This window comes from Geobacter sp., from assembly GCF_030834625.1.
In the GTDB taxonomy this organism is placed as follows: Bacteria; Desulfobacterota; Desulfuromonadia; order Geobacterales; family Geobacteraceae; genus Geobacter.
Map to the genome: position 1 here is coordinate 13,390 of NZ_JAUQXO010000068.1, position 19,709 is coordinate 33,098.

The 19,709-nt window shown below is 62.8% G+C and carries 18 protein-coding genes; 13 read left to right on the plus strand and 5 right to left on the minus strand.

Annotation, left to right across the window (positions count from 1 at the left end):
• Positions 1-78 precede the first annotated feature (78 nt).
• A complete protein-coding gene (locus RCH91_RS16165) occupies positions 79-783 on the plus strand; it encodes a YkgJ family cysteine cluster protein (protein WP_306536017.1) in 705 nt (234 codons plus the stop codon).
• A gap of 51 nt (positions 784-834) precedes the next feature.
• Here the strand turns inward: RCH91_RS16165 and RCH91_RS16170 are convergent, their stop codons facing one another.
• Genes RCH91_RS16170 through RCH91_RS16180 form a run of 3 tightly spaced genes read right to left on the minus strand, consistent with a single transcriptional unit; the run spans position 835 to position 2,252 of the window.
• Positions 835-1,329, minus strand: a complete 495-nt coding sequence (locus RCH91_RS16170; protein WP_306536018.1) for a DUF3106 domain-containing protein — start codon at positions 1,327-1,329, stop codon at positions 835-837.
• 24 nt (positions 1,330-1,353) lie between these two features.
• On the minus strand, positions 1,354-1,713 hold the full coding sequence (locus tag RCH91_RS16175; RefSeq protein ID WP_306536019.1) for a hypothetical protein: 360 nt from the start codon (positions 1,711-1,713) through the stop codon (positions 1,354-1,356).
• Positions 1,710-2,252 (minus strand): RNA polymerase sigma factor, encoded by a 543-nt coding sequence (locus RCH91_RS16180; RefSeq protein ID WP_306536055.1) that lies wholly within the window; start codon positions 2,250-2,252, stop codon positions 1,710-1,712. Before RCH91_RS16180 ends, RCH91_RS16175 begins: the two co-directional genes overlap by 4 nt.
• 166 nt (positions 2,253-2,418) lie before the next feature.
• On the opposite strand from RCH91_RS16180, the gene RCH91_RS16185 reads away from it, so the two are divergent.
• From RCH91_RS16185 to RCH91_RS16200, 4 genes are all read left to right on the plus strand, one after another.
• The gene (locus RCH91_RS16185) at positions 2,419-2,904 is read left to right on the plus strand and encodes a class II SORL domain-containing protein (protein WP_306536020.1); all 486 of its coding nucleotides are present in this window, start codon (positions 2,419-2,421) and stop codon (positions 2,902-2,904) included.
• Between the two features lie 63 nt (positions 2,905-2,967).
• The gene (locus RCH91_RS16190; RefSeq protein ID WP_306536021.1) at positions 2,968-3,771 is read left to right on the plus strand and encodes a GAF domain-containing protein; all 804 of its coding nucleotides are present in this window, start codon (positions 2,968-2,970) and stop codon (positions 3,769-3,771) included.
• A 448-nt stretch (positions 3,772-4,219) separates the two neighbouring features.
• Positions 4,220-5,770: a DUF4331 domain-containing protein gene (locus RCH91_RS16195; RefSeq protein WP_306536022.1), complete on the plus strand. Its 1,551-nt coding sequence runs from the start codon at positions 4,220-4,222 to the stop codon at positions 5,768-5,770.
• Positions 5,758-7,050, plus strand: coding sequence for a tetratricopeptide repeat protein (locus RCH91_RS16200; RefSeq protein ID WP_306536023.1), 1,293 nt, complete (start codon positions 5,758-5,760; stop codon positions 7,048-7,050). Before RCH91_RS16195 ends, RCH91_RS16200 begins: the two co-directional genes overlap by 13 nt.
• Before the next feature lie 57 nt (positions 7,051-7,107).
• On the opposite strand, the gene RCH91_RS16205 is transcribed toward RCH91_RS16200, so the two are convergent.
• Both RCH91_RS16205 and RCH91_RS16210 read right to left on the minus strand, forming a co-directional pair.
• Positions 7,108-7,557 (minus strand): response regulator, encoded by a 450-nt coding sequence (locus RCH91_RS16205; RefSeq protein WP_306536024.1) that lies wholly within the window; start codon positions 7,555-7,557, stop codon positions 7,108-7,110.
• A 30-nt stretch (positions 7,558-7,587) separates the two neighbouring features.
• A complete protein-coding gene (locus RCH91_RS16210) occupies positions 7,588-7,857 on the minus strand; it encodes a hypothetical protein (RefSeq protein WP_306536025.1) in 270 nt (89 codons plus the stop codon).
• A gap of 404 nt (positions 7,858-8,261) precedes the next feature.
• Here RCH91_RS16210 and RCH91_RS16215 point away from each other — a divergent pair, with 404 nt between their 5' ends.
• The 8 genes from RCH91_RS16215 to RCH91_RS16250 all read left to right on the plus strand — a co-directional run bounded on the left by RCH91_RS16215 (position 8,262) and on the right by RCH91_RS16250 (position 19,691).
• Complete coding sequence (locus RCH91_RS16215) at positions 8,262-10,007, plus strand: B12-binding domain-containing radical SAM protein (protein ID WP_306536026.1); 1,746 nt, start codon at positions 8,262-8,264, stop codon at positions 10,005-10,007.
• 129 nt (positions 10,008-10,136) lie between these two features.
• Complete coding sequence (locus tag RCH91_RS16220; RefSeq protein ID WP_306536027.1) at positions 10,137-10,931, plus strand: hypothetical protein; 795 nt, start codon at positions 10,137-10,139, stop codon at positions 10,929-10,931.
• Positions 10,932-10,989: 58 nt separating this feature from the next.
• The gene (locus RCH91_RS16225) at positions 10,990-11,823 is read left to right on the plus strand and encodes a caspase family protein (RefSeq protein ID WP_306536028.1); all 834 of its coding nucleotides are present in this window, start codon (positions 10,990-10,992) and stop codon (positions 11,821-11,823) included.
• A gap of 82 nt (positions 11,824-11,905) precedes the next feature.
• On the plus strand, positions 11,906-14,311 hold the full coding sequence (locus RCH91_RS16230; RefSeq protein ID WP_306536029.1) for a hypothetical protein: 2,406 nt from the start codon (positions 11,906-11,908) through the stop codon (positions 14,309-14,311).
• A gap of 116 nt (positions 14,312-14,427) precedes the next feature.
• Positions 14,428-15,054 carry a hypothetical protein gene (locus tag RCH91_RS16235; protein ID WP_306536030.1) on the plus strand — a complete coding sequence of 209 codons (627 nt, stop codon included), beginning with the start codon at positions 14,428-14,430 and terminating at the stop codon, positions 15,052-15,054.
• 60 nt (positions 15,055-15,114) lie between these two features.
• Complete coding sequence (locus RCH91_RS16240; protein ID WP_306536031.1) at positions 15,115-16,962, plus strand: hypothetical protein; 1,848 nt, start codon at positions 15,115-15,117, stop codon at positions 16,960-16,962.
• Positions 16,963-16,986: 24 nt separating this feature from the next.
• Complete coding sequence (locus tag RCH91_RS16245; protein ID WP_306536032.1) at positions 16,987-17,559, plus strand: cohesin domain-containing protein; 573 nt, start codon at positions 16,987-16,989, stop codon at positions 17,557-17,559.
• A gap of 353 nt (positions 17,560-17,912) precedes the next feature.
• The gene (locus RCH91_RS16250) at positions 17,913-19,691 is read left to right on the plus strand and encodes a B12-binding domain-containing radical SAM protein (RefSeq protein ID WP_306536033.1); all 1,779 of its coding nucleotides are present in this window, start codon (positions 17,913-17,915) and stop codon (positions 19,689-19,691) included.
• Positions 19,692-19,709 lie beyond the last annotated feature (18 nt).

Sequence of the window (19,709 nt, forward strand, 5' to 3'; positions counted from 1 at the left end):
GTTTGACAGGCATGGAATTCCATCCCCATTGACGTCGACCGAGTTTGACCTACACTTGCCGTTACAGGAGGGAATACCATGGGAGCGAGCGAATCCGTTATTCCGTTCGATTTTGCGGCGTATGACGTTGAAATTGCCGACCTGGCGGCGCAAGGGCTGGTCAAAGGGAGTGGGAAAGAGGGAGTCCGGACCGTCATGGCCCGGGTGGCCGGACACGCGGAAGAGGTATTGGCCGCCCGCCTGTCAGTGGAGGAACAGGGACTCATCGCCTGCGGACCCGGCTGCGCCGCCTGCTGCACCGTGAACGTGACGGTGCTCCTCCCCGAGGCCATCGCCATCGCGGCCCACCTTGAAGAGGTGTGCGGCAGCGCGGAACTGGAACTGGTGAAAATCCGCACCGCCGAAGCAGCGGCACGGGTGCGCTGGATGGACGAAGAAGAACGGATCAGGGCCGGCGTGGTCTGCCCCTTTCTCGACGGGCGCGGGTGGTGCGCCATCCACCCGGTGCGACCCCTCACCTGCCGGGCCCTCTCCTCCACCGACCCCGAACAGTGCCGCCGCGCCCTCGCATCCCAAGGCTCCGACGAGGAGGAGACGATTGTCGTTAATATCTTCCAGAAATTTCTGATGGAGGAAACCTTCCGCGGACTCTCGGCGGCACTGGAGAAGGCCGGGCTCGACGTCACCGGCCGGGAACTGGCCCGTTCGGTAACGCGATGTTTTTGCGATCCGCGTCTCGCTGACGACTTCCTTGCCGGCAAACGGATAGTGTTCCCCGAGTAAGCACTCTCAAAAAAACCCCGGCAGCACTGCGCCGGGGTTCCGTGATGAATTCTATGGTTTATTCAGATAATCCCGCTTTTCCTCCGGCGTCATGGTCCGGTAGCGTTCCCGGAGTTTGTTCCGCTCCTCCCGGTCCAGACCGCGCCACTTTTCACGCAGCACCCGCCGTTCCTCGGGGGGGAGTTCCTTGAACCAGCGGTACTTCTGCCGAATCCTCTCCTGCTCGGCAGGGGGGAGCTTGCCGAACTCCTCGGCCCGGTTCCTGATCCGCTCCCGCTGCTCCGGCGGGAGTTCCTGCCACCGCCGGGACCGCTCGCGGGCATCTTTGCGCTGCTCCGGCGTCATGGTCCGCCATCGCTCGGCTCCCCGGCGAAGCCGCTCCTGCCGCTCGGGAGGAAGGGACTCCCAGCGTCCCTCGAAGGGTTTCAGGGTCTGCCGCTCCTCCGGGGTAAGCCGCTCCCAGGGCGTGGCCGGGGGCTCCCCCCAGGCCAGGGAAGCGGCCAACAGCAGCCACGCGACCGTCACCGACGCAATCCGTTTTCTCATCGCCCGCTCCTCTTCCCTGGCCCGCTAGCCGCCGTTTTCCTGGGTCGCCAGCCAGCGGTAAAATTCAAGATCTTCATAGAGCTGCATCTGCTCCTGTGACGCGACAATTTCGATGTCATCGGCTGTTGCCACAGTGCTTTCCCTCGGGTGCTCGGTCATCCAGAGGCCCACGACCAAGACCGCTACGGCAGCCGTGGCCAAACCACCCACCGCGATCCAGCGGGGGAAACCGAACCGTCCCCTCTTCCCCTCGGCCGTCTCAACGGCATGGAGCCGTATGTCGCGAAGCCGCGTAGCCGTCCGGTCGTCCAGGGCGTCGATGCCCGCGTCCAGATGCCCTTTGACGACTTCTATCATCCGCTCGTCCCGATCCTCAGGCCTCATGGTCCGTACTCCTCAAGAAGGTCGCGCAGCGTGTGAACCGCGCGCGAATAATGGGTCTTCACGCTCCCCTCCGAACATCCCATGGCAAAGGCCGTCTGGGCCGTGTCGAGCCCTTCCCAGGCCCGCAGGAGAAACGCCTGGCGCTGGCGGAGGGGAAGCCGGCGCACCGCCCCCTCGATGGCCTCGCCCAGGTTCCGGCGCAGAAGGCTCGTCGCGGGGTCGGGGGAAGAGGTGTCGGCCACGTTTTCCAGCGGATCGCCGTCGTCCCCGTCATCCCCTCGACCGCCAAACCATGCCCGGAGCCGGTTTCTGACGCTCGTGCGGCGGTGCCAGTCGACGATGCGGTTCTGGAGGGTCCGGTGGAACAGCGGCGCCCACTCCCCCTCGGGCTTGTGGGTGTAGCGGCTCACGAAGGCGAGCATGGCGTCCTGCACCAGGTCGAGGGCCTCGTCATCATCGTAAGTGGCAAGCCGCGCCATGCGGAAGGCCCGCCGCTCAACGTCCGCCAGAAATCGATTTAGTGTCTGTGGAGAATCCAGCCGCTCCTCCTTGCTTCACATCTTCTCTGCTCAATTAACGCACGGGTGCCGATAGGGTTGACACGGGTAACGCCGGTCCGAATGGCAGCCCGATGCAGCATTGACTTTCGCAGGCCGGGATTTACACTTTCAAGACAACAACTGCACACATACCACGGGAGGAATCATGGACAGAAGAACCTTTCTGAAGACGGCGACCCTCGGGGCCATGGCCGCGGGGATCACCCGCGAAGCGGCGGCAGCCGCCGAGAAGTACTTTCCCGTCAAGGCCGACCAGAGCCTCTTCGCCACCATCAACCGGGCGAAGGACCCGGCAAAGCTGAGCCCCCTGGAGCAGAAGCACGTGCCGGTCATCAAAGCGCCGGCCAAGGTGAAGTCAGGTGAGCCGTTCACCGTGGAGGTGACGGTGGGCGAGGTGGTCCACCCCATGGGCATGACCCACTGGATCGAGTTCATCGAGCTGAACGTGGGGAACGAGCCGGCCGGCCGGGTCGAGATGCAGCCCCGCGGCTTCCTGAATCCGAAGGTGACCTTCACCGTCGTGATCCCGAAGGAGGCAGCCCCCGCCGGGAAGATCACCCTCGTGGCCCACGAGCGGTGCAACCTCCACGGATACTGGGAAGGGAGCGTCGACGTGACGGTAACCGGCTGACCGTCATCAGAGCCGTCGCCGCAGGAGAGTGCCTGGAGACTCAACCCCTGACAGGGAGTGAAAATGCCCATGCAGACCGATTCCGGTTTCTTTGTGAAGCTCGTGGGAATGTCCACGTTTCTCGAACAGCAGGAAGACCTTGACGAGAGCCTCAACGACTTTGCCGCCATGGCGGCGAACCTCGTCAACGTGGAGAACTGTTCCATCATGCTCTTCCGGGAAGGGGACAAGGCAGGGGATTTCCGCCTGCGAGTCTTCGCCAAGACCGGCCACCTCCCCGAAAACGCTTTCCGCGAAGCCGTGAAGGTGAACGACGGCATCGCCGGACGGGTGGCGGCCACGGGACAGGCGCTCCTCGTGGAGGACATCACCAGCTCCCCCTACCTGCCGCTGGCGCGGACGCCGGAGGGGGTAAGCAAGTGCTTCATCTCGGTGCCGGTCCTGATCGGCACCAAGGTGGTGGGGGTCATCAACCTGAGCAATCCGCGGGACAGCCGCTGCTTCACCGGCGAAGACCTGGCGCTGGCCTCCTTCGTGGCGCTGCTGGTGGGCAAATCAATCCAGGTGGTCCAGCTCCAGAACCTGCTCCGCTCGCGCTTCGCCCAGATGGCCATCTCGCGGGAAACCAAGACCCTTGTGGCGGGCAAGGTGACCGAGTTCTACCAGGACCCGTCGAGACTTGCACGGGTCGCCGCCAAGACCTTCTACCGGGAAATGACCCGGGCCGGCCTCGGCACCGAGCACATCCTCAACGCGGCCACGGAGATCGTAGGGCTTTTGGGAGACAACCTGAAGAAACACAAACGGCGGATTGGGGAAGAGCCAACCACAGGGCATCCCTCTGACATCGCCCCTCCTGTGGCATAGCAACACGGTACGCTGCGCCCGGGTGTCGGCTTGGTTTACAGAACCGAACCAGGCAAACAAAAAAACAACACGATTACAAAATATTATGCAATGGCCCATATTATGCAACACATTGTTATTATTTGCATATTGCCGGGGAGTGCGCCATGGACGGCTCGCCTCAGGAACAGACGAACACGTACCGGCCCAGCCCTTCAGCCCTGTTTCCGCTTGCCGTGACGAGTTGCCACGCGATTGGTACCCCGACTCTTGCTCGCTCGCGGACCAGCTCCTCACTCTCCCCACTGTAAGAAGTTCCGACAATACTGTTACCGTTTCCGACCATTGGCAATCATCATTTCCTGGAGTGGTATGTCACCCCCATCCGCTCCAACCGCAAGGCTCTCGTCACGTTGCTCACGAACAGACGACGGTTCACGGAAGGACCGTCTGAGAAAGGAGGATTCCCATGAAACACCTCACCCTTCTCGGAGTACTTTTTGCCGCCCTGGTGGCGGCGCCCTGCCACGGGGCAAACCATCGAGAAGCCCCCATCACGGCGCTGGACCACAAGGCCGACATCACCGACGTCTACGCCTTCGTGAGCTACTCCCAGAACCAGGCTCCCAACACGCAACCGACAAAAGTCACCCTGATCATGGGCGTCGACCCGCTCCTGGAGCCGGGCAACGGCCCGAACTGGTTCCCCTTCGACCCCGAGATCCTCTACGAGATCAAGGTGGACAATAACAACGACGCGGTCGCTGACGTCACCTTCCAGTTCCGCTTCTCCACCGAGCAGCGCCTGCCGAACCTCTTCCAGGTCTATGCGGGCATAGAGGGGGGCGCTGTTGCCCCATCGAACTCCCCTCCCCCTGTTAGCCCGGGGACCACGGTCGTCCCCGCTCGGATCGATTCATTCGACGACGACGGCCTGGGACTGCGGCAGAGTTACACGGTCACTATGGTCAAAAAGTTCAAGCACACCCAGCTCATGAACAGCAGCGGCGAGCCCCTGTTCGTGGTGCCGGCCAACGTCGGCCCCCGGACCATGGATTACACCGAGCTGTTCAAGAAGGGGACCTACACCCTGGAAAACGGCATAAAGAGCTTTGCCGGGACCACCGACGATGCGTTCTGGATCGCCCTGGGCGAGACCTTCGACACCCTGAATCTCCGCCTGGGGGGCGTTCTCACCCCGACTCAGGATGCGGCTAACGAAAACTTCACGAGCGACACCGTATCCGGATACGCGGTGAACTCCATCGCCATCGAGGTCCCGATCGAGATGCTGACCCGCACCGGAAAGCTGGAGCCTGCCGATTCCAAGGCGGCGACCATCGGCGTATGGGCCACCACCTCCCGTCCGTCCGTCACCGTGCGCCGCTCACCGCTGCCCGCACTCAGTGTCGGCCCATTCCGCCAAGTGCAGCGCATGGGGAACGCGTTGATCAATGAGCTTTTGGTCGGGAGCGGCTTCAAAGACCGGTTCAGCATGGACCAGCCCAAGAACGACAAACAGTTTGCCGACCCGTTTTTCCTCGATCCGACCCTTGCCCGGATCCTCAACGCCTTGACAAACGGCACGGTGGCAATCCCTACCCCGCCACGGCTCGATCTGTTACCGCTGGTCACCTACGCGCCGCCCATCGCCGCATCAGGCACCCCGCCGGGTCCCATCGCGGACTTGCTAAGGCTCAACACCGGCGTTCCGGCCACCCCGCCGGCAAGCGCCAACCGTCTCGGGCTCCTCAGCGGCGATCCGGCAGGCTACCCCAACGGTCGCCGGGTCTTCGATGATGTGACCGACATCTCACTGCGGGCCGTGGCCGGCGTGCTCAATCCAGCATTCAACATCTTCCCCAACAACCGGCTCGGCGACGGGGTGAATGTGAACGACGTCCCCTACCTCAACGACTTCCCCTACCTGGGATACGCCCCGAGTGGCCGCGACCGGCGGCACATCGATCCGGGCGAGCCGGGGTGCACAGGGGGAGCGGGCGCGGCGTGCCCACAGTAAGGGTAACGGTGACCATGAAGGGATCGATTGTTCTCGCTGCACTCCTGTTTCTTTCGGCCTCGCCGGTGATTGCCGGCGAGGCGGCATTCTCCCCGGCCGAGCAGCGGATCGCCTGGGTGCGCAAGGCCATCGAGGCGAACCCGAAGGACCATCAGGCATACAACGAACTGGCCATTTCCCTCGCCCGTCGCGCCCGGGAGACTTCGGACACGGCCTTCTACGACCGGGCCGGAGAGGCGCTCAAAGAATCGTTCCGGATTGCACCCAACAACTTCGAGGGACGGAAGGCCGGGGTCTGGCTCCTTCTCGGAAGGCACGAGTTCGCCCAGGCCCTTGAGGAGGCACGGAAACTCAACCGTTATGCACCCGACGATCTCATGGTCTACGGCTTCCTGGTGGACGCCAACGCGGAGCTCGGCAACTACCAGGAGGCCGAAGAAGCGGCCCAGTGGATGCTCGACCTGCGGCCGGGAAACATCCCCGGCCTCACCCGAGCCGCCTACCTGCGGGAGATCTTCGGCGACATCGATGGGGCAGTGGAACTGCTGGACACCGCCTACCGGCGGACTCAGCCCACCGAGACAGAGGATCGGGCATGGCTCCTCACCCACCTGGCCCACCTCAGGCTTTCAGCGGGGAAGACGGACGAGGCGGAAAAGCTCCTCGACGGGGCCCTTGCCCTCTTCCCTGGCTACCACTACGCCCTCGCCAACCTGGCAAAGGTGCGCTCAGCCCAGCAGCGTTTCCCCGAGGCGGTGGAACTCCTGCGGCAGCGTTACCGGGCAGCTCCCCATCCGGAGAACCTTTTCGATTTGGCTGAGGCGCTGGGGCTGGCCGGCAGCTTGAAGGAGTCAAAGGCGGCCTTCGCGGAGTTCGAGCAAAAGGCCCGGCAAGAGATGAATGGGGCCGACAACGCCAACCGCGAGCTGATCTTCTACTACACGGACCACGCCCGCAGGCCAGCCGAGGCGCTGCGTATCGGCCGGGCCGAAATCGCCCGACGCCGCGATGTTCACACCCTCGATGCCTACGCCTGGGCCCTCTCCGCCACTGGCGACCAAACCGAGGCACACCGACAAATTGAGACGGCCCTGGCCGTCGGCGTCCTGGATGCGAAGATCCTTTACCACGCCGGTGTCATCGCCTTTAGGACCAACGACCGGAATGCCGCAATGCGCCATCTGCAGCGGTCCCTGGAAGTGAACCCCTCGTCGGAGGTGGCGGACAGCGCCCGGAAGATGCTGGCACGGCTGCAGCGGAGGAAAGGGAACCAGACATGATGGGGAATAGCGGGCAGGACATGGGCGGAAGGCGGTCCACCAGTTCCTGGGTTTCGATCATTTGCCCTCTGCCACCAAGACCTGACCGATGCGCTCCATGAGCCGGGCAAAGTCGATGGGCTTGGACACGTAGCTGTCCATGCCGGCGGCGAGGCACAACTCCTCGTCACCCCTCATGGCATGGGCCGTCATGGCTATGATGGGGGTATGCCCCCCGCGCTCCTTTTCCAGTTCGCGGATGAGGCCGGTGGCTCTGAATCCGTCGAGACGCGGCATCTGCACATCCATCAGCACCACGTCGAACCCGCCGGCATTCCACTTCTCCACCGCCTCGCAGCCGTCAGAGGCGGCCTCGACATCGAAATTGCGCCGTTCCAGCATGATTCCCATGACCTTGCGGGAGGTGGGATCGTCCTCCGCCAGAAGCACCCTCATTCTCCGTTCCCCGGACATCCCTTCGGTCCGGGCACGCTGCTTGTCATCATCTCTTCTGCCGTTCTGGCTCATCTGCATTATTCCTTAGTATATGATAATGGATCAGGCGCGGGGAGCGCCGCAGTAGCGGCACGCTTCTTCGCGCCACTTGAGAAACTCGCCGCAGGAGCGGCACTTCCAGAATTTACCCTCCACCTCGCGCAGCGGTTTGTGGAAGTAGATAACCAGGAGGAAAATGGGGAAGACGGCGCAGAGGATGCTCCACCCCACGAAGTTCCTCGCCCGGTTGGCGGCCAAGATACCGCCGGCCACCCCCGGAACGACGATGACAAGAAGAAACGCCAGGTACGCCGGCTTCACGAATTCGGCCATCGGTCATCCCCCTCTCCCACGCTGGTCGTAACATAGTCCGTGTCAGTATAGCAGAATTGCCCGCCTCCGTTCATCCCAACAATGCAGGCCACGTTCAATTAGCCGTAGAACCGCGAATCCCGCTGCTTCCGCACTTCCCCTAACAGACGAGAATTATTTGTCTGTGACCGCTTGCACATGGAATTGCCGCCGCTATACTTCTTGACGGAACTAGTCCAAAACAATGTTCGGCTACCAAGCACGCTCACGGATGAGCCCGCCGTGCAGCCCCAAAAACGGCACGGCGCGCCAGGGATGGCGCACCCTTTTCTCCCCACTGCCGCTCTTCCGGTCCCCTGCCTCCCCGAACGCCCGTTGCATGCCACAGTCAGCCCATAATACTCACTGCACACAGGAGGTGCCTGATGAAAGTCGCTCTTATCGGGGCAGAACTCGAAGAGAACCTGGGACTCCGCTACATGGTTTCGTCCCTCGAACAGAAGGGGCACCAAGCCGTCATCTTCCCCTTTAACGAGGAGGGGGAAATTGGGTCCGTGGTGCGGCAGGTGATGGCCTTCGGGCCGGAGATCGCCGGCCTTTCCATGGTCTTCACCGGCCGTGCCCGGGAGTTCTGCCGCATGGCCAAGGCCCTGCGTGAGGCGGGCTTCACGGGCCATCTCACCTCCGGCGGACACTTCGCGGCCCTCAACTGCCGGCAGCTCCTGGCCGATTTCCCTGAATTCGACTCGGTGGCCCTTGGGGAAGGGGAAGAACTCATCTGCGCCCTGGCCGCAAACCTCTCCGATCTTTCGGCGGTGGCGGGCTTCTGTTACCGGGCCCCCGACGGCGCAATCACCGTGAACCCCTCCACGGGAAATCCCGAGAACCTCGACGCTCTCCCCTTCCCCCGGCGCGACACCTTCCACGACTATTTCGGCAAGCCCATCGCCAGCATCCTCTCCAGCCGGGGGTGCTGGCGCAGCTGCGCCTTCTGCAGCATCGACGCCTGGTACCGCAGCGGCGGCGGCGCCAAGTTCCGGGTCCGGAGCGTCGCCAACATCGTGGCCGAGATGAAGGAACTCTACCACCGGCACGGGGTGCGTGTCTTCAACTTCCAGGACGACAACTTCTTCCTTCCGGACCCCCCAAAGGCCCTGGCCCGCTTCACGGAGCTGCGGGATACCCTCTGGAAGGAGGGGGTGACGGACATCGCCATCGCCGTCAAGGCCCGCCCCGACTCCATCAACCGCGAGGTGATGACTGTCCTGGACGATCTCAGGATCTTCCGGGTCTTCCTGGGGGTCGAAAACGCCTCGGAAGAGGGGCTGCGGAACCTGAACCGCAAGAGCAGCCGGGCGGAGATCGAGAACGCTCTGCGCGTCCTCAACGACTTTGACGTCCACGTGGCCTACAACCTCCTCATGTTCGAGCCCGACGCCACCATGGACCACCTCCTCATCAACCTCCGCTTCATGGAGCGGCACATCGACAACCCCTTCAACTTCTGCCGGGCCGAGGCCTACGCCGCCACGGGGCTGGAGAAAAAGCTCCGCGACGACGGCATCCTGGTGGGAGATTACTTCGGTTTCGACTACCGGATCAAGGACCCGCGGGTGGAGACCTTCCACAAGATCGCCAACTATGCCTTCTTCGACCGCAACTTCAACGACTATGGGCTCCACTACTTCAACATGGAGGTGGACTTCTCCTTCCAGCTCCTGCGCCGCTTCCATCCTGAACTCCTGACCCAGGAGCTCCGGAGCGAGGTCCGCTGTTTCATCAAGGAGACCAACCTCGACACCTACCGCTGCCTCTCCCGCATCTGGGACCTGGTCCAGGCCCTGGACCCCGCCGACCAGGAGACGGTCCGCGGCGCCATGCGGGGAATGCGGCAGCGAGTGGACGACGGGGGCATCGAGCTGCGGGCCCGGGGCGAGCGGATCCTGGAGCGGCTGCGGCGGGCCTGGACCGAGCAGCAGCCGGAGCGTCCCCGGGAGGAGACCACCGAAAGCCTTGAATCGACCCTTTTCGGCGGCGGAGCCGTACCCTACACCGGTATCGAGAATCTTGCCCAGGCCGGCGCCGACCCGGTGGGTCTCGGCTTCTTCGGCTCGCTGCGGACCCCGGTCCCCTACGCAGAGTTCAAGCGGCGGATGGAGACGGGGCGGTAACGCCATCGCCAGCAATGAAAACCCGTACGAAGGGGGGTGACGCGCACACAGGACCCAACACCCGGCAACCGCCCACAGGAAGAGGACTTTCATTCAGTGCACAAACCATGTTCAAGGAGGAATCGACAGATGGCAAAAATCAAGCGTGACTGGGTCGAACCGGCCCACCCGGTGCTCGTGCAGCGTTACGACGACTTCATCGACATCTACCGTTTCATCAAGGAAGGGATACAGACCAAGCTGGACGCGGTCTTTGACAGGGTCTCCCAGCAGATCGGCTTCGTGGTGACCACCACCCTTCCGGTAACCTTCCAGATCGCCGAAGGAGGGAAAGTGGAGCGGGTGGAACTCGGCGCCAAGAACCTCCAGGGGACGGTCTTCGAGCGGGAGTTCGCCCCCATCCTGAAGGAGCTTACCGGCAAGAGCGTCGGCAAGGTGGCCGCCGGCAGCTACTCCCTCTTCCTGCTCTGGCACCAGGCCCTCAAGCTGAAACTGAAGGCCGACTGGATCGAGCCGGCCCACTTCATCCCCGGGCGGCTCCGGGACATCGTCCAGCAGGCGGTGCCCGAGGAACTGGTGCCGGGGATCCGCGAGCCGGCCCACTGGTTCGACGCGGGGATCTCCCTCGCCCGGGAAGAAGAGATCCTCATCGCCGCCATCGACGAGGTCTACGCCGATCTGAATCTGGCCGAGCGGATCGCCGTGGCCCGCCGCGAGAACCTGAAATACGTCCCCGGAATCCGGGAGCCGGCCCACTTCCGCGATGTGCTCGAAGACGTCATCGTGGCCCGGAGCGGCCAGCAACTGGTGCCGGGAATCCGGGAGCCGGCCCATTTCCACAAGCTCGCCGAACTGCTTGACCGGGAGGACGCCCTCAAACTCGTCGCCGAACTGACGTCGGTCCTGAAGAAGTACGGGCTCTGAGGCGGTTGACCGGCACCGCTCCACACGACACCACTAACCAGAAAGGAGAAATCGTCCCATGGCAAAAGGGCTCGCTCTCACCATCGGCCTCAACGCCGTCGATCCGAAGCACTACCAGGGATGGGATGGCAAGCTCACTGCCTGCGAGGCAGACGCCGAAGACATGGCGGCCATCGCGCAATCACAGGGGTTCACCGTCACCAGCCTGCTAACCAAGGCGGCAACCCGGGCGAAGGTTGTCGACGCCATCAAGAAGGCCGCAAAGGCCCTCAAGGCCGGCGACATCTTCATGCTGAGCTACTCGGGGCACGGGGGTACCCTCCCGGACCTGAACAACGACGAGCCCGACGGCCAAGACGAGACCTGGTGCCTCTTTGACGCTGAACTGGTGGACGACGAGCTCTACAAACTCTACAGAGCCTTCGCCAAGGGGGTCCGGATCCTCGTCTTCTCCGACAGCTGCCACAGCGGCACGGTAACGAGGGACGCCTACTACTACGGCACCTCCCGGAGCGGCGCCCTGGGGGGCGAGGTGAGATACCGCGTCATGCCGCCGGACGTTGCCATGCGGACCTACCGGGCAAACCGGGAATTCTACGACAAGATCCTCGAAGAAAAGGAGACGCCGGAAGCCAGGGCCAAAGCCGAGGCCAAGGCGTCGATCCTCCTCATCTCGGGGTGCCAGGACAACCAGTTGTCCCAAGACGGCACCTTCAACGGCCTCTTCACGGGCCAGCTCCTGCGGGTCTGGAAAAACGGCCTCTTCAAGGGTGACTACCGCCGGTTCCACCGCTCCATCGTCAACCGCATGCCCCCGGACCAGACGCCAAACCTCTTCCGGGTTGGCGTCAACGACCCCGTCTTCGAGAAGCAAAAGCCGTTCACCATCTGATAACCAGCGGGTGCTCGTGCGGCGGTTTCACACGGGCACCCACGTATCCGCACGGACGCGAACATGAAAGGAGAAACCAGGGATGGCAAAAGAACCGAAAAAGCCCACGGAGGCGGCCATAAAGGCCGAGCTTCCCGATGACGTGAACATGGAGGACTTCCAGTTCGTCCTCCAGCAGGTGCTCGACGCCTGGCGCCCCATCCTCCAGGAGGATCTGGAGCTGAGCAAGTCGGCCGAAAGGCTCATCAAGGAGACAGACCAACACCCCCACACCTGCGAGGACGAACAACTTCTGGCCGACCGCCTCTTCGCCCCCCTGGCCACCGAAGCGGTGGCCCTGCGCACCCTCGATGCCAAGGCCCGGGAGATCCTGGGCCCCGTCGACCAGTGGAACTGGTGCCTGCGGAAGATACTCTGCTGCTTCCGCTTCGGCTGGCTCCTCTCCCGGTCACGCACCTTCCCCACAGCGGTCTACTACCTCTACCGCTACTGGCTCTGCATCCGGCGCCTGTTCGACGATTCCATCGGCGACCGCCCCCTCACCGTTGAAGAACGGGCAGACTTTCGCCAGCTGGTGGCCAACTTTGCCGCCGTCTTCAGGCCCTACCTGGAAAACGAGGCCCGCGCCACGGACCGGGCCAGTGAACTGGCCGACGACGCCACCACCGGAAATCTCGACTGCCACGCCGGCGGCGATGCGGCCGAGGCTCTGTTCGAAAAATTCCTGACCCCCGTGAACGCCGAGCTCCTCCTGGGGAAAGAGGTCTTCGAGAAACTGCGCCTCGACCCCCGCTTCTGGTTCTGCCGCTGCTGGTGTATCTGCGCCTTCCGCTTTGGCTGGTGTCTGGGCCGCGCCCGCACCCTCTTCGACCTGGTCCGCTGCCTCATCGCCTACTTCCGCTGCCTGCGCAACTGCTTCCAGCCCCTAACCTGCCAGATCACGAAGCCCGTCGGCTGCACCGACGAGGTGGTAAACCAAAACGTGGGTGGCATGGCGGTGACCGCCGTCGGCACCGCCACCGGCGGCTTCTTCGACCACTACACCCTTGAATGGCGCAAGGTGGAGGGAGACCCCTGCCAGGACAACTCCGGCTGGCAGTCCACCGGCGTATCCTATCCCGGCGGCACCCCCACGGGGACCGTCTCGGTCGTAAACGGCGTCCTGGGGTGGATCAACACCACGGTCCTCCCGGCCGGCTCCTACGAGATCCGGCTCTGTGTCTATTCGTCGCTCCCCAACGTGGCCCGCTCCTGCTGCTGCACGCAGTTCAGCCTCTTCAAGGTGCTGGTCTGGATTGACCACGTGGCCGACGCACCGGTGAAGACCGGCCCCGGCTTCGGCCCCTTCAACCCCGATTCCCCGCTCCTCATCCCGGCCACCAACGACGTGGCGTCGGTAGGGTGCTGCGTCACCGTCAGCGGCAGCGCCTTCGTGGGCGAGTGCAACAACCGCAAGATCAAGTGCTTCGAGCTCCGGGCCGCCGTCGGTTTCCTCCCTGGCCCGGGCCAGATCGGCTTCAACCCGGCGGCCTACTCGACCCTCCTCTCAGGGCCGGTCTGCTACACCGACCCGGACCCGCTGATCGAGGCGGGGAAACGGGCCCAGTGGAACCAGGTCATCGGCAAACCCCTGACCACGAACCTGGTGGACAACATCGACATCCAACTGGGGAACATCACCATCGAGGACCTCTGGAAGCTGAAGCCCTTCTGTTGGTCCAGCGACACGGGGCTGCCCACCAACGTCATGGACGGGGCCTGCCCCGACTCACACCACCGCTGCCGGAGCGGCCAATATACCCTGCTCCTCCACGTGACCGACACCCTGAACAACGACTACTACGACACCCAGCACGTCTGGTTCGACAACAAGCCGATCCATGTCGAATTCGCCGGGCTCGCCGGGCTGCCAGGGTGCACCGACCTCCACATCGGACTCGACACCCAGTTCGTGCCGCCGGGTGCCCCCTGCAACGTCCCCTGGCCCGTGGGGATACTGGGAATTGCTTACGACGAGTTCATCGACGAGGCGGACCTGAATCCACCCAGTGACAACTTCGACTACTATATCCTCCAGATCACCCGCCAGGGAGGGCCGACGGTCCAGATCCCCATCACGCCGGACCTCATCACCTACGGGCCCGACCCCTTCAAGGGAACCCAGCGGGTGGGGGATCCGGGGACCCGGTGCGACCCGGTGCCGGCCATGGGGGGCTGCCCCCCGCCGCCGCCGATTCCGCCCAAGTTCGACGGCATCCTGACGCTTCTCGACCTGCGAATCTTCGACGAGACCTGCGCCCCCAGCGTGCCGCCCCCCTACGTGATCCCGGCCGGCTTCCCCCTCAAGCGGGGAACCTGCTGCGGCTATGCATTCCAGCTCTACGCCCGGGACAGGACCCGGAGCAACACCGTCTCCTGCCACGAGGCATGGACACCACCCTGGGCGGTCTGCATCTGCAACGACCTGCCGGGGGGCGATAACGGGTAGCCTTCCGTAACACACGGCCCGTCCCTCCCGGCAAGCCGGAGGGGACGGGCCGTTCAACAACACCGCTCAGCTGCATATATTCTGACTCACCATCAACTCACACTCAGGAGACATGAATGACCCAGACCACCTTTCGACGCCTCGCCGCAAGCCTCACACTCCTCATCCCCGTCGCCGCAGGCGCCGCTGAAACCCAGGCGGTAACCCCGTTGCAGCAGGCAAAACTCAATGCGATCCTCAACGGAAGCTACGCATTTACCGCATCGCGGACCTGCGTGCAGACCCCCTGCGCGCCGGGATTCGACCGGGCAAACCGGAAGCTTCTGGCTGACGGGGAAACCGTCGGCTTCGTCGAAAGCGGTACCCTCACCTTCAGCGGTACAGGGCTCGTAAAGGGTACCGACATCACTGTCGCCGTCATAGAGCCAGCCAAGGCCATAGCGGACTCAATACCGATGCAGAATGGCATCAAATCGTCATGCACCGGGACCTACACCGTGAACGCGGACCGAAGCTATACCACAAACCTGGCCTGCACTGCGCAAGTCGGCGGTGGCGTTTCCCTCACCATCAGTCCCGCCGTGTACCGGGGCTCCAGCGACCCCTTCCTGAACATGCTCACCATCAGCGAAACCGATGGCGGGATACAGACGGTCGAGATTTTCTATGGAAGCTATCCGACGGGCCAAACCTTCGAGCGGGTCTGCACCTCCAGTGGAACGCTGGTGCGGACGGGGAGGTAGCGCTGGGGAATACAGCGTCAAGCGGAGGGCTGAAAAGCTCTTCAGTCAGGAGGACTCAAAATGGGACTCGAAGGATATTTGCGCAAAGCTGACACGGCATGTATTACCGGCGCCATGCTCCTTGTAATGGCTCTGGCGCCGAATTGCTCCCATGCAACGGCGCCCGGAAACCATGGCGGAGCGGTTGCGGGCAATAACTTCAGCCCCAATGATCTCGGGAAATCGGCGAGGGAAGAGGACAAGAATCCGAAGAATGGGAAACCCGACTACGAGGACAAGAATCCCAATGCCGGGGAAAGAAATTACCAGACCCACGGCAGCCCTGACCTGAATCACGACGGCGTCGGAGGGCACGACAAGGACAATAACGGCGTTCGCGGACAGGGGGAAGATCCGTTTGACCGTGGCGATCTGGGTTCCATGGCGGCCCGCTACCAGGGGCCGAAAAACGGGTACGAGCAGGTCGACGCCCCGGCTCCCTGCACAGGCAAGATTACTGTCCCCAAGGCGGGCGGCGCCAACTACGGGGGAGATTTCCCCAAGACCGCAGCCAACGAGATCGATCATAAAAAGGTTGTGGAAAATACGAAGAAATTCGTCCACGACCTCCTGCAGCCTGCCTGCTGGCCTCCGGGCCAGGGAACGGTCACCGACAAGGACGTCGTCGACGACTTCAATGCCGGCAACCTGGATATCGGCAAGCGGCACCACCCCCTCGGGAAACCGAATTTCGTCTGCCACAATCAGACGTCAATGTTCTGTTCCCTGATACGGGAGTTGGGCTATCCCTGCCGCGAGAAATGGGTTTCGCTCACCAGGGATGGCAAACACGTCTATCCCGAGGCGGCGACGAACGTCTGGTACAACGGCGAATGGCACCTTGAAGACCCGTTCCTTCTGGTGAATGACAAGAAGGAAAACTACAAGAGCACCTCGGTGACCGACGTCCGGATATGGCAGTCCCGGACAGGGCCGTGGGACCGGGGTCCCGGCTCCGATCCCGATACTCCCTCAACCCCTCCCGACGAAACTGCCCTGCGCTCCGGGACGTTGCTGGAGCAGCAGAACCAGGCGGTTCTGACCTACGTTACAGACCAGAATAACGCCGTAACCGGTGACCTGACCAACCACCAGGACAACGTTCCCATCGACAGCCTGCTGGCCCAGTTCGGCGGCACCGTGGCCCAGATACCGAACTCGTGGTATTCCCCCGCAGCACAGCCGATTCTGACGATCTGGGATGATACCGGCACCGTTACCGGCGTCACCCCGGAACAGCTCTTCATCGGGTTCCCCTCCTTCAATCTGACTGCCGACCAGGCAGGCACGAAGCAGTATCAGGTCTGCGTCCACACCGATTCCGGAACGGCCCAGGATTATAACGTCGCGGTGAAACCGATCGAAACCAACCGGGCTGTTACTGTTCAGCCGACGACGCTTTCGGGAATCGTTTTCCCGGGCCAGACATCCTGTTCACTGCTGTCGGTTACCGTAGGTGACGTACTCTGCGACATCGACCGGGACGGCGATGTGGATATCAAGGATATCAACGCCATCTTCGCCGCGCGCAATACGGAAGGGACCGGCGATCGCCGCGACACCGACGGCGACGGCACCATCACGACCAACGATGCGCGTATCTGCTCCCAACACTGCTCCAATCTCCTCTGCGCGAGCTTTGATTTCAATGTCTGCACCCCTACCCGGATATCTACGGGATTCGGGACAGCCGCCACGGCGTGCACGGTAGCACCGGCCGCCGGCGCGACCTGCACGGTTTCCAACCTGGCCGGAGCCGGCGGTGTTCTTGTGCACTGCCAGGCCGCAGGGACAGTGACGGTAACGATCACCTACCTGGATTCCGACGCCATGGAGAAGACGGTGACTCACACTGTGACCTGCAAATGATGAAAGGAAAGGGAGGGGGTAGCAATGAAAACGATGATTCGATTCGGTATGGTGGCGCTCGTTGTCTGCCTGCTGCGCATCGCTCCGGCCGGCGCGGTTTCCCTCGATTTCGTGCCCAGCCAGCAGACCGTTGACGTGGGGCAGTCGCTGTCGGTTGATCTTCTCATCTCAGGACTGGGCTCATCGGTGGGGAGCTTTGATCTCGATGTGAGCTTCGATCCAGCCGTGCTCTTCCCCACAGGCGTCGCCTTTGGACCGTTTCTTGGAGACCCGGCTCTGGGCGAGGCATTGACCGATTTTATCTTCCTGGGTGGGGTGGTTGACCTGGCAGAGGTTTCCCTCCTCACTTCCTCCGAGTTGGATGCCCTCCAGCCGGACAGCTTCACCCTCGCGACCCTTTTCTTTGATGCAGTGTCGGTCGGTTCATCCGGGTTGGAGTTTTCGCAGGCGCTGGTGGACGATGCATCAGGCATCAAGCTGGATCTGACCACCGGCAGTGGCAGCGTGAATGTCGTTCCGGAACCGGGGACCTTCTTATTGGCGCTCTGTGGACTTATGGGAATCGTATTTCATGCCAATTACAGGAGAAGGGGTTAAGAGTGTTGTCATGCGGCGCGGTCGGCCTGATACCCCAGGGAACCGTCAGTGACCATCTTTGGCGAACGCCAGATCGCCATCGATGAAGGGACCGCCTGCGCGAATGAGCACTAGCGGGCTTTCGCGCCTGACCGATCAGGAATCTACGCCATGAACCCACGACGGACAACCACACTTCCCGCGGTCACTGTCTCGGCTCTCTCCGTTCTCTCCGGAGCAGCCGCTGCGGGGGGCGCAGCCTGGGGCCTGCTCACCCTGCTGGGCCTGCCGGCATTACGGGGAGCGGTTATCACAACGTCCGTCGTGCTCGCGAAACTGGCAATCCGTCAGTTCTCATCAACGAGGAAATGACGATGGAGCCCATCGACAGCGGCAGCATCGACGCAATTCTGGCGCGGCTATCCAGGATTCACCTCGCCTCTTCCCATCTCATGGACCAGATGGGACTCCTTTACGTGGGGACCCATGCAGCACGCCAGGGGTACCGGGTCCGGGTGATCGACCAGGCCAACACGTCACTGGAAAAGATACGGGACTTGGCCGGAACTTCGGGCACAAAGGTAATCGGCTTCTACGTGGATCACGAAAACGTCCACACCACCATGAGCGCCATCACCGCCCTGAAAACGGCCGACTCTTCCCTCCTCTGCGTCGTGGGAGGCCCCCAGGCGTCGGTGGTTCCCTGGGATGAACGGCTTCTGGGGGAGAGCGCCTGCGACATCGCCGTCAGGGGCGAGGGAGAAATCGCCTTCACCGCGATCCTCGACTGGTTCCTCAGGGGAAAGGGGACGCTCCAGGAGATCGAGGGAATTACCTACCGGCACGCCGGGGGAATCGCCCGGACCCGGGACCGCCTCCCCGCCGCCGACCCGGACATGTTTCTGGTCCCCGACCGCACCCTCAACCACGAGCGGCAGAGGGGAAACGGCATCGACTACCTGGTCACGAGCCGGGGCTGCCCCCACCGGTGCGCCTTCTGCTACGAAGGGAGGCCCGAGGCGACTTACCGTCCCCGCGACATTGCGCAGGTCCTCGCCGAGGTGGAGGAACTCCTCAGGGAGCGCCGGCCCGCCTACATCAACATCCTCGACGACACCTTCACCGTCGACCCGGAGCGGGTGATGGCGTTCTGCTGCGGGATGAAGGAGCTCCAGAGCAGGTACTACACGGTCAAATGGTTCTGCGAAGGCCGGGCCAACGTCATCGTGAAGCACCCGGAGATGGTCCGCGCCATGGTGGAGGCGGGGCTCGACCGTATCCAGCTCGGCGTGGAGACAGGAAACCAGCATGTCCTTGACGCATACTGCAAAAACCTCACTCTGGACGAAATCCGGGAAGCCGTCAGGATCTGCGCCGGGGCGGACATTCTCTCCATCTTCGGCAACTTCATCATCGGCGGCGCCTTCGAGAGTCGGGAGACCATCGACAACAGCATCTCCTTCGCGGAAGAGCTGCTGGAGATCGGCCTCGGGCGGCTGGAAGTGAACTCAACCATCTATACCCCCTACCCTGGCACCCCCATGTACGAAAACCCCGGGGCGTTCGGCCTGGAAATGCTCGACCCGGACTGCGTGACCGGTCCTGGCGACAATTACGCATTCGTCAGGACGGAGAGTCTCTCGAAGTGGGAGATCCTCCATGCCCGGCAGCGCTTCATCGAGGCAGTATCGACAAAAATGCGGGACCTCTTCTGGACGATCCCCGACGAACTCCTCCACCGTCACTGCGAGGCCTACTACCGCAGCGGCCTCAAGACCACCTGGTTCCAATTGATCGAGCATACCTTCAACTACAGCAAGTACTTCAGCCTCCCCTTCCTTGGAGACTACCGTCACCTGAAGGGATTGCCCGCCGACGCCATCGAGGCGTACAAGCCCGTTCGGACCGTCTTCATCGCCTCAAGCCGCGAGGGCAACCTCTTCCTTGACCTGGGACACAGGAAGCTGGAACTCAACGACACCGCCAGCTTCATTTATGAGCAATGCTACGGAAAGCTGACGACGGGGGAGATCATCGACAAAACGAGGGAGAAGCGCTTCCCCTGCGCCTCGCGCAACCTCACGAGGGAAGTCGTCCTTGATTTCTTCGGACGCATGGACCTCGAGAAGCTGCTGGTCTTCACCGGCAGCTGAAACCACCAGGGAAAGGAG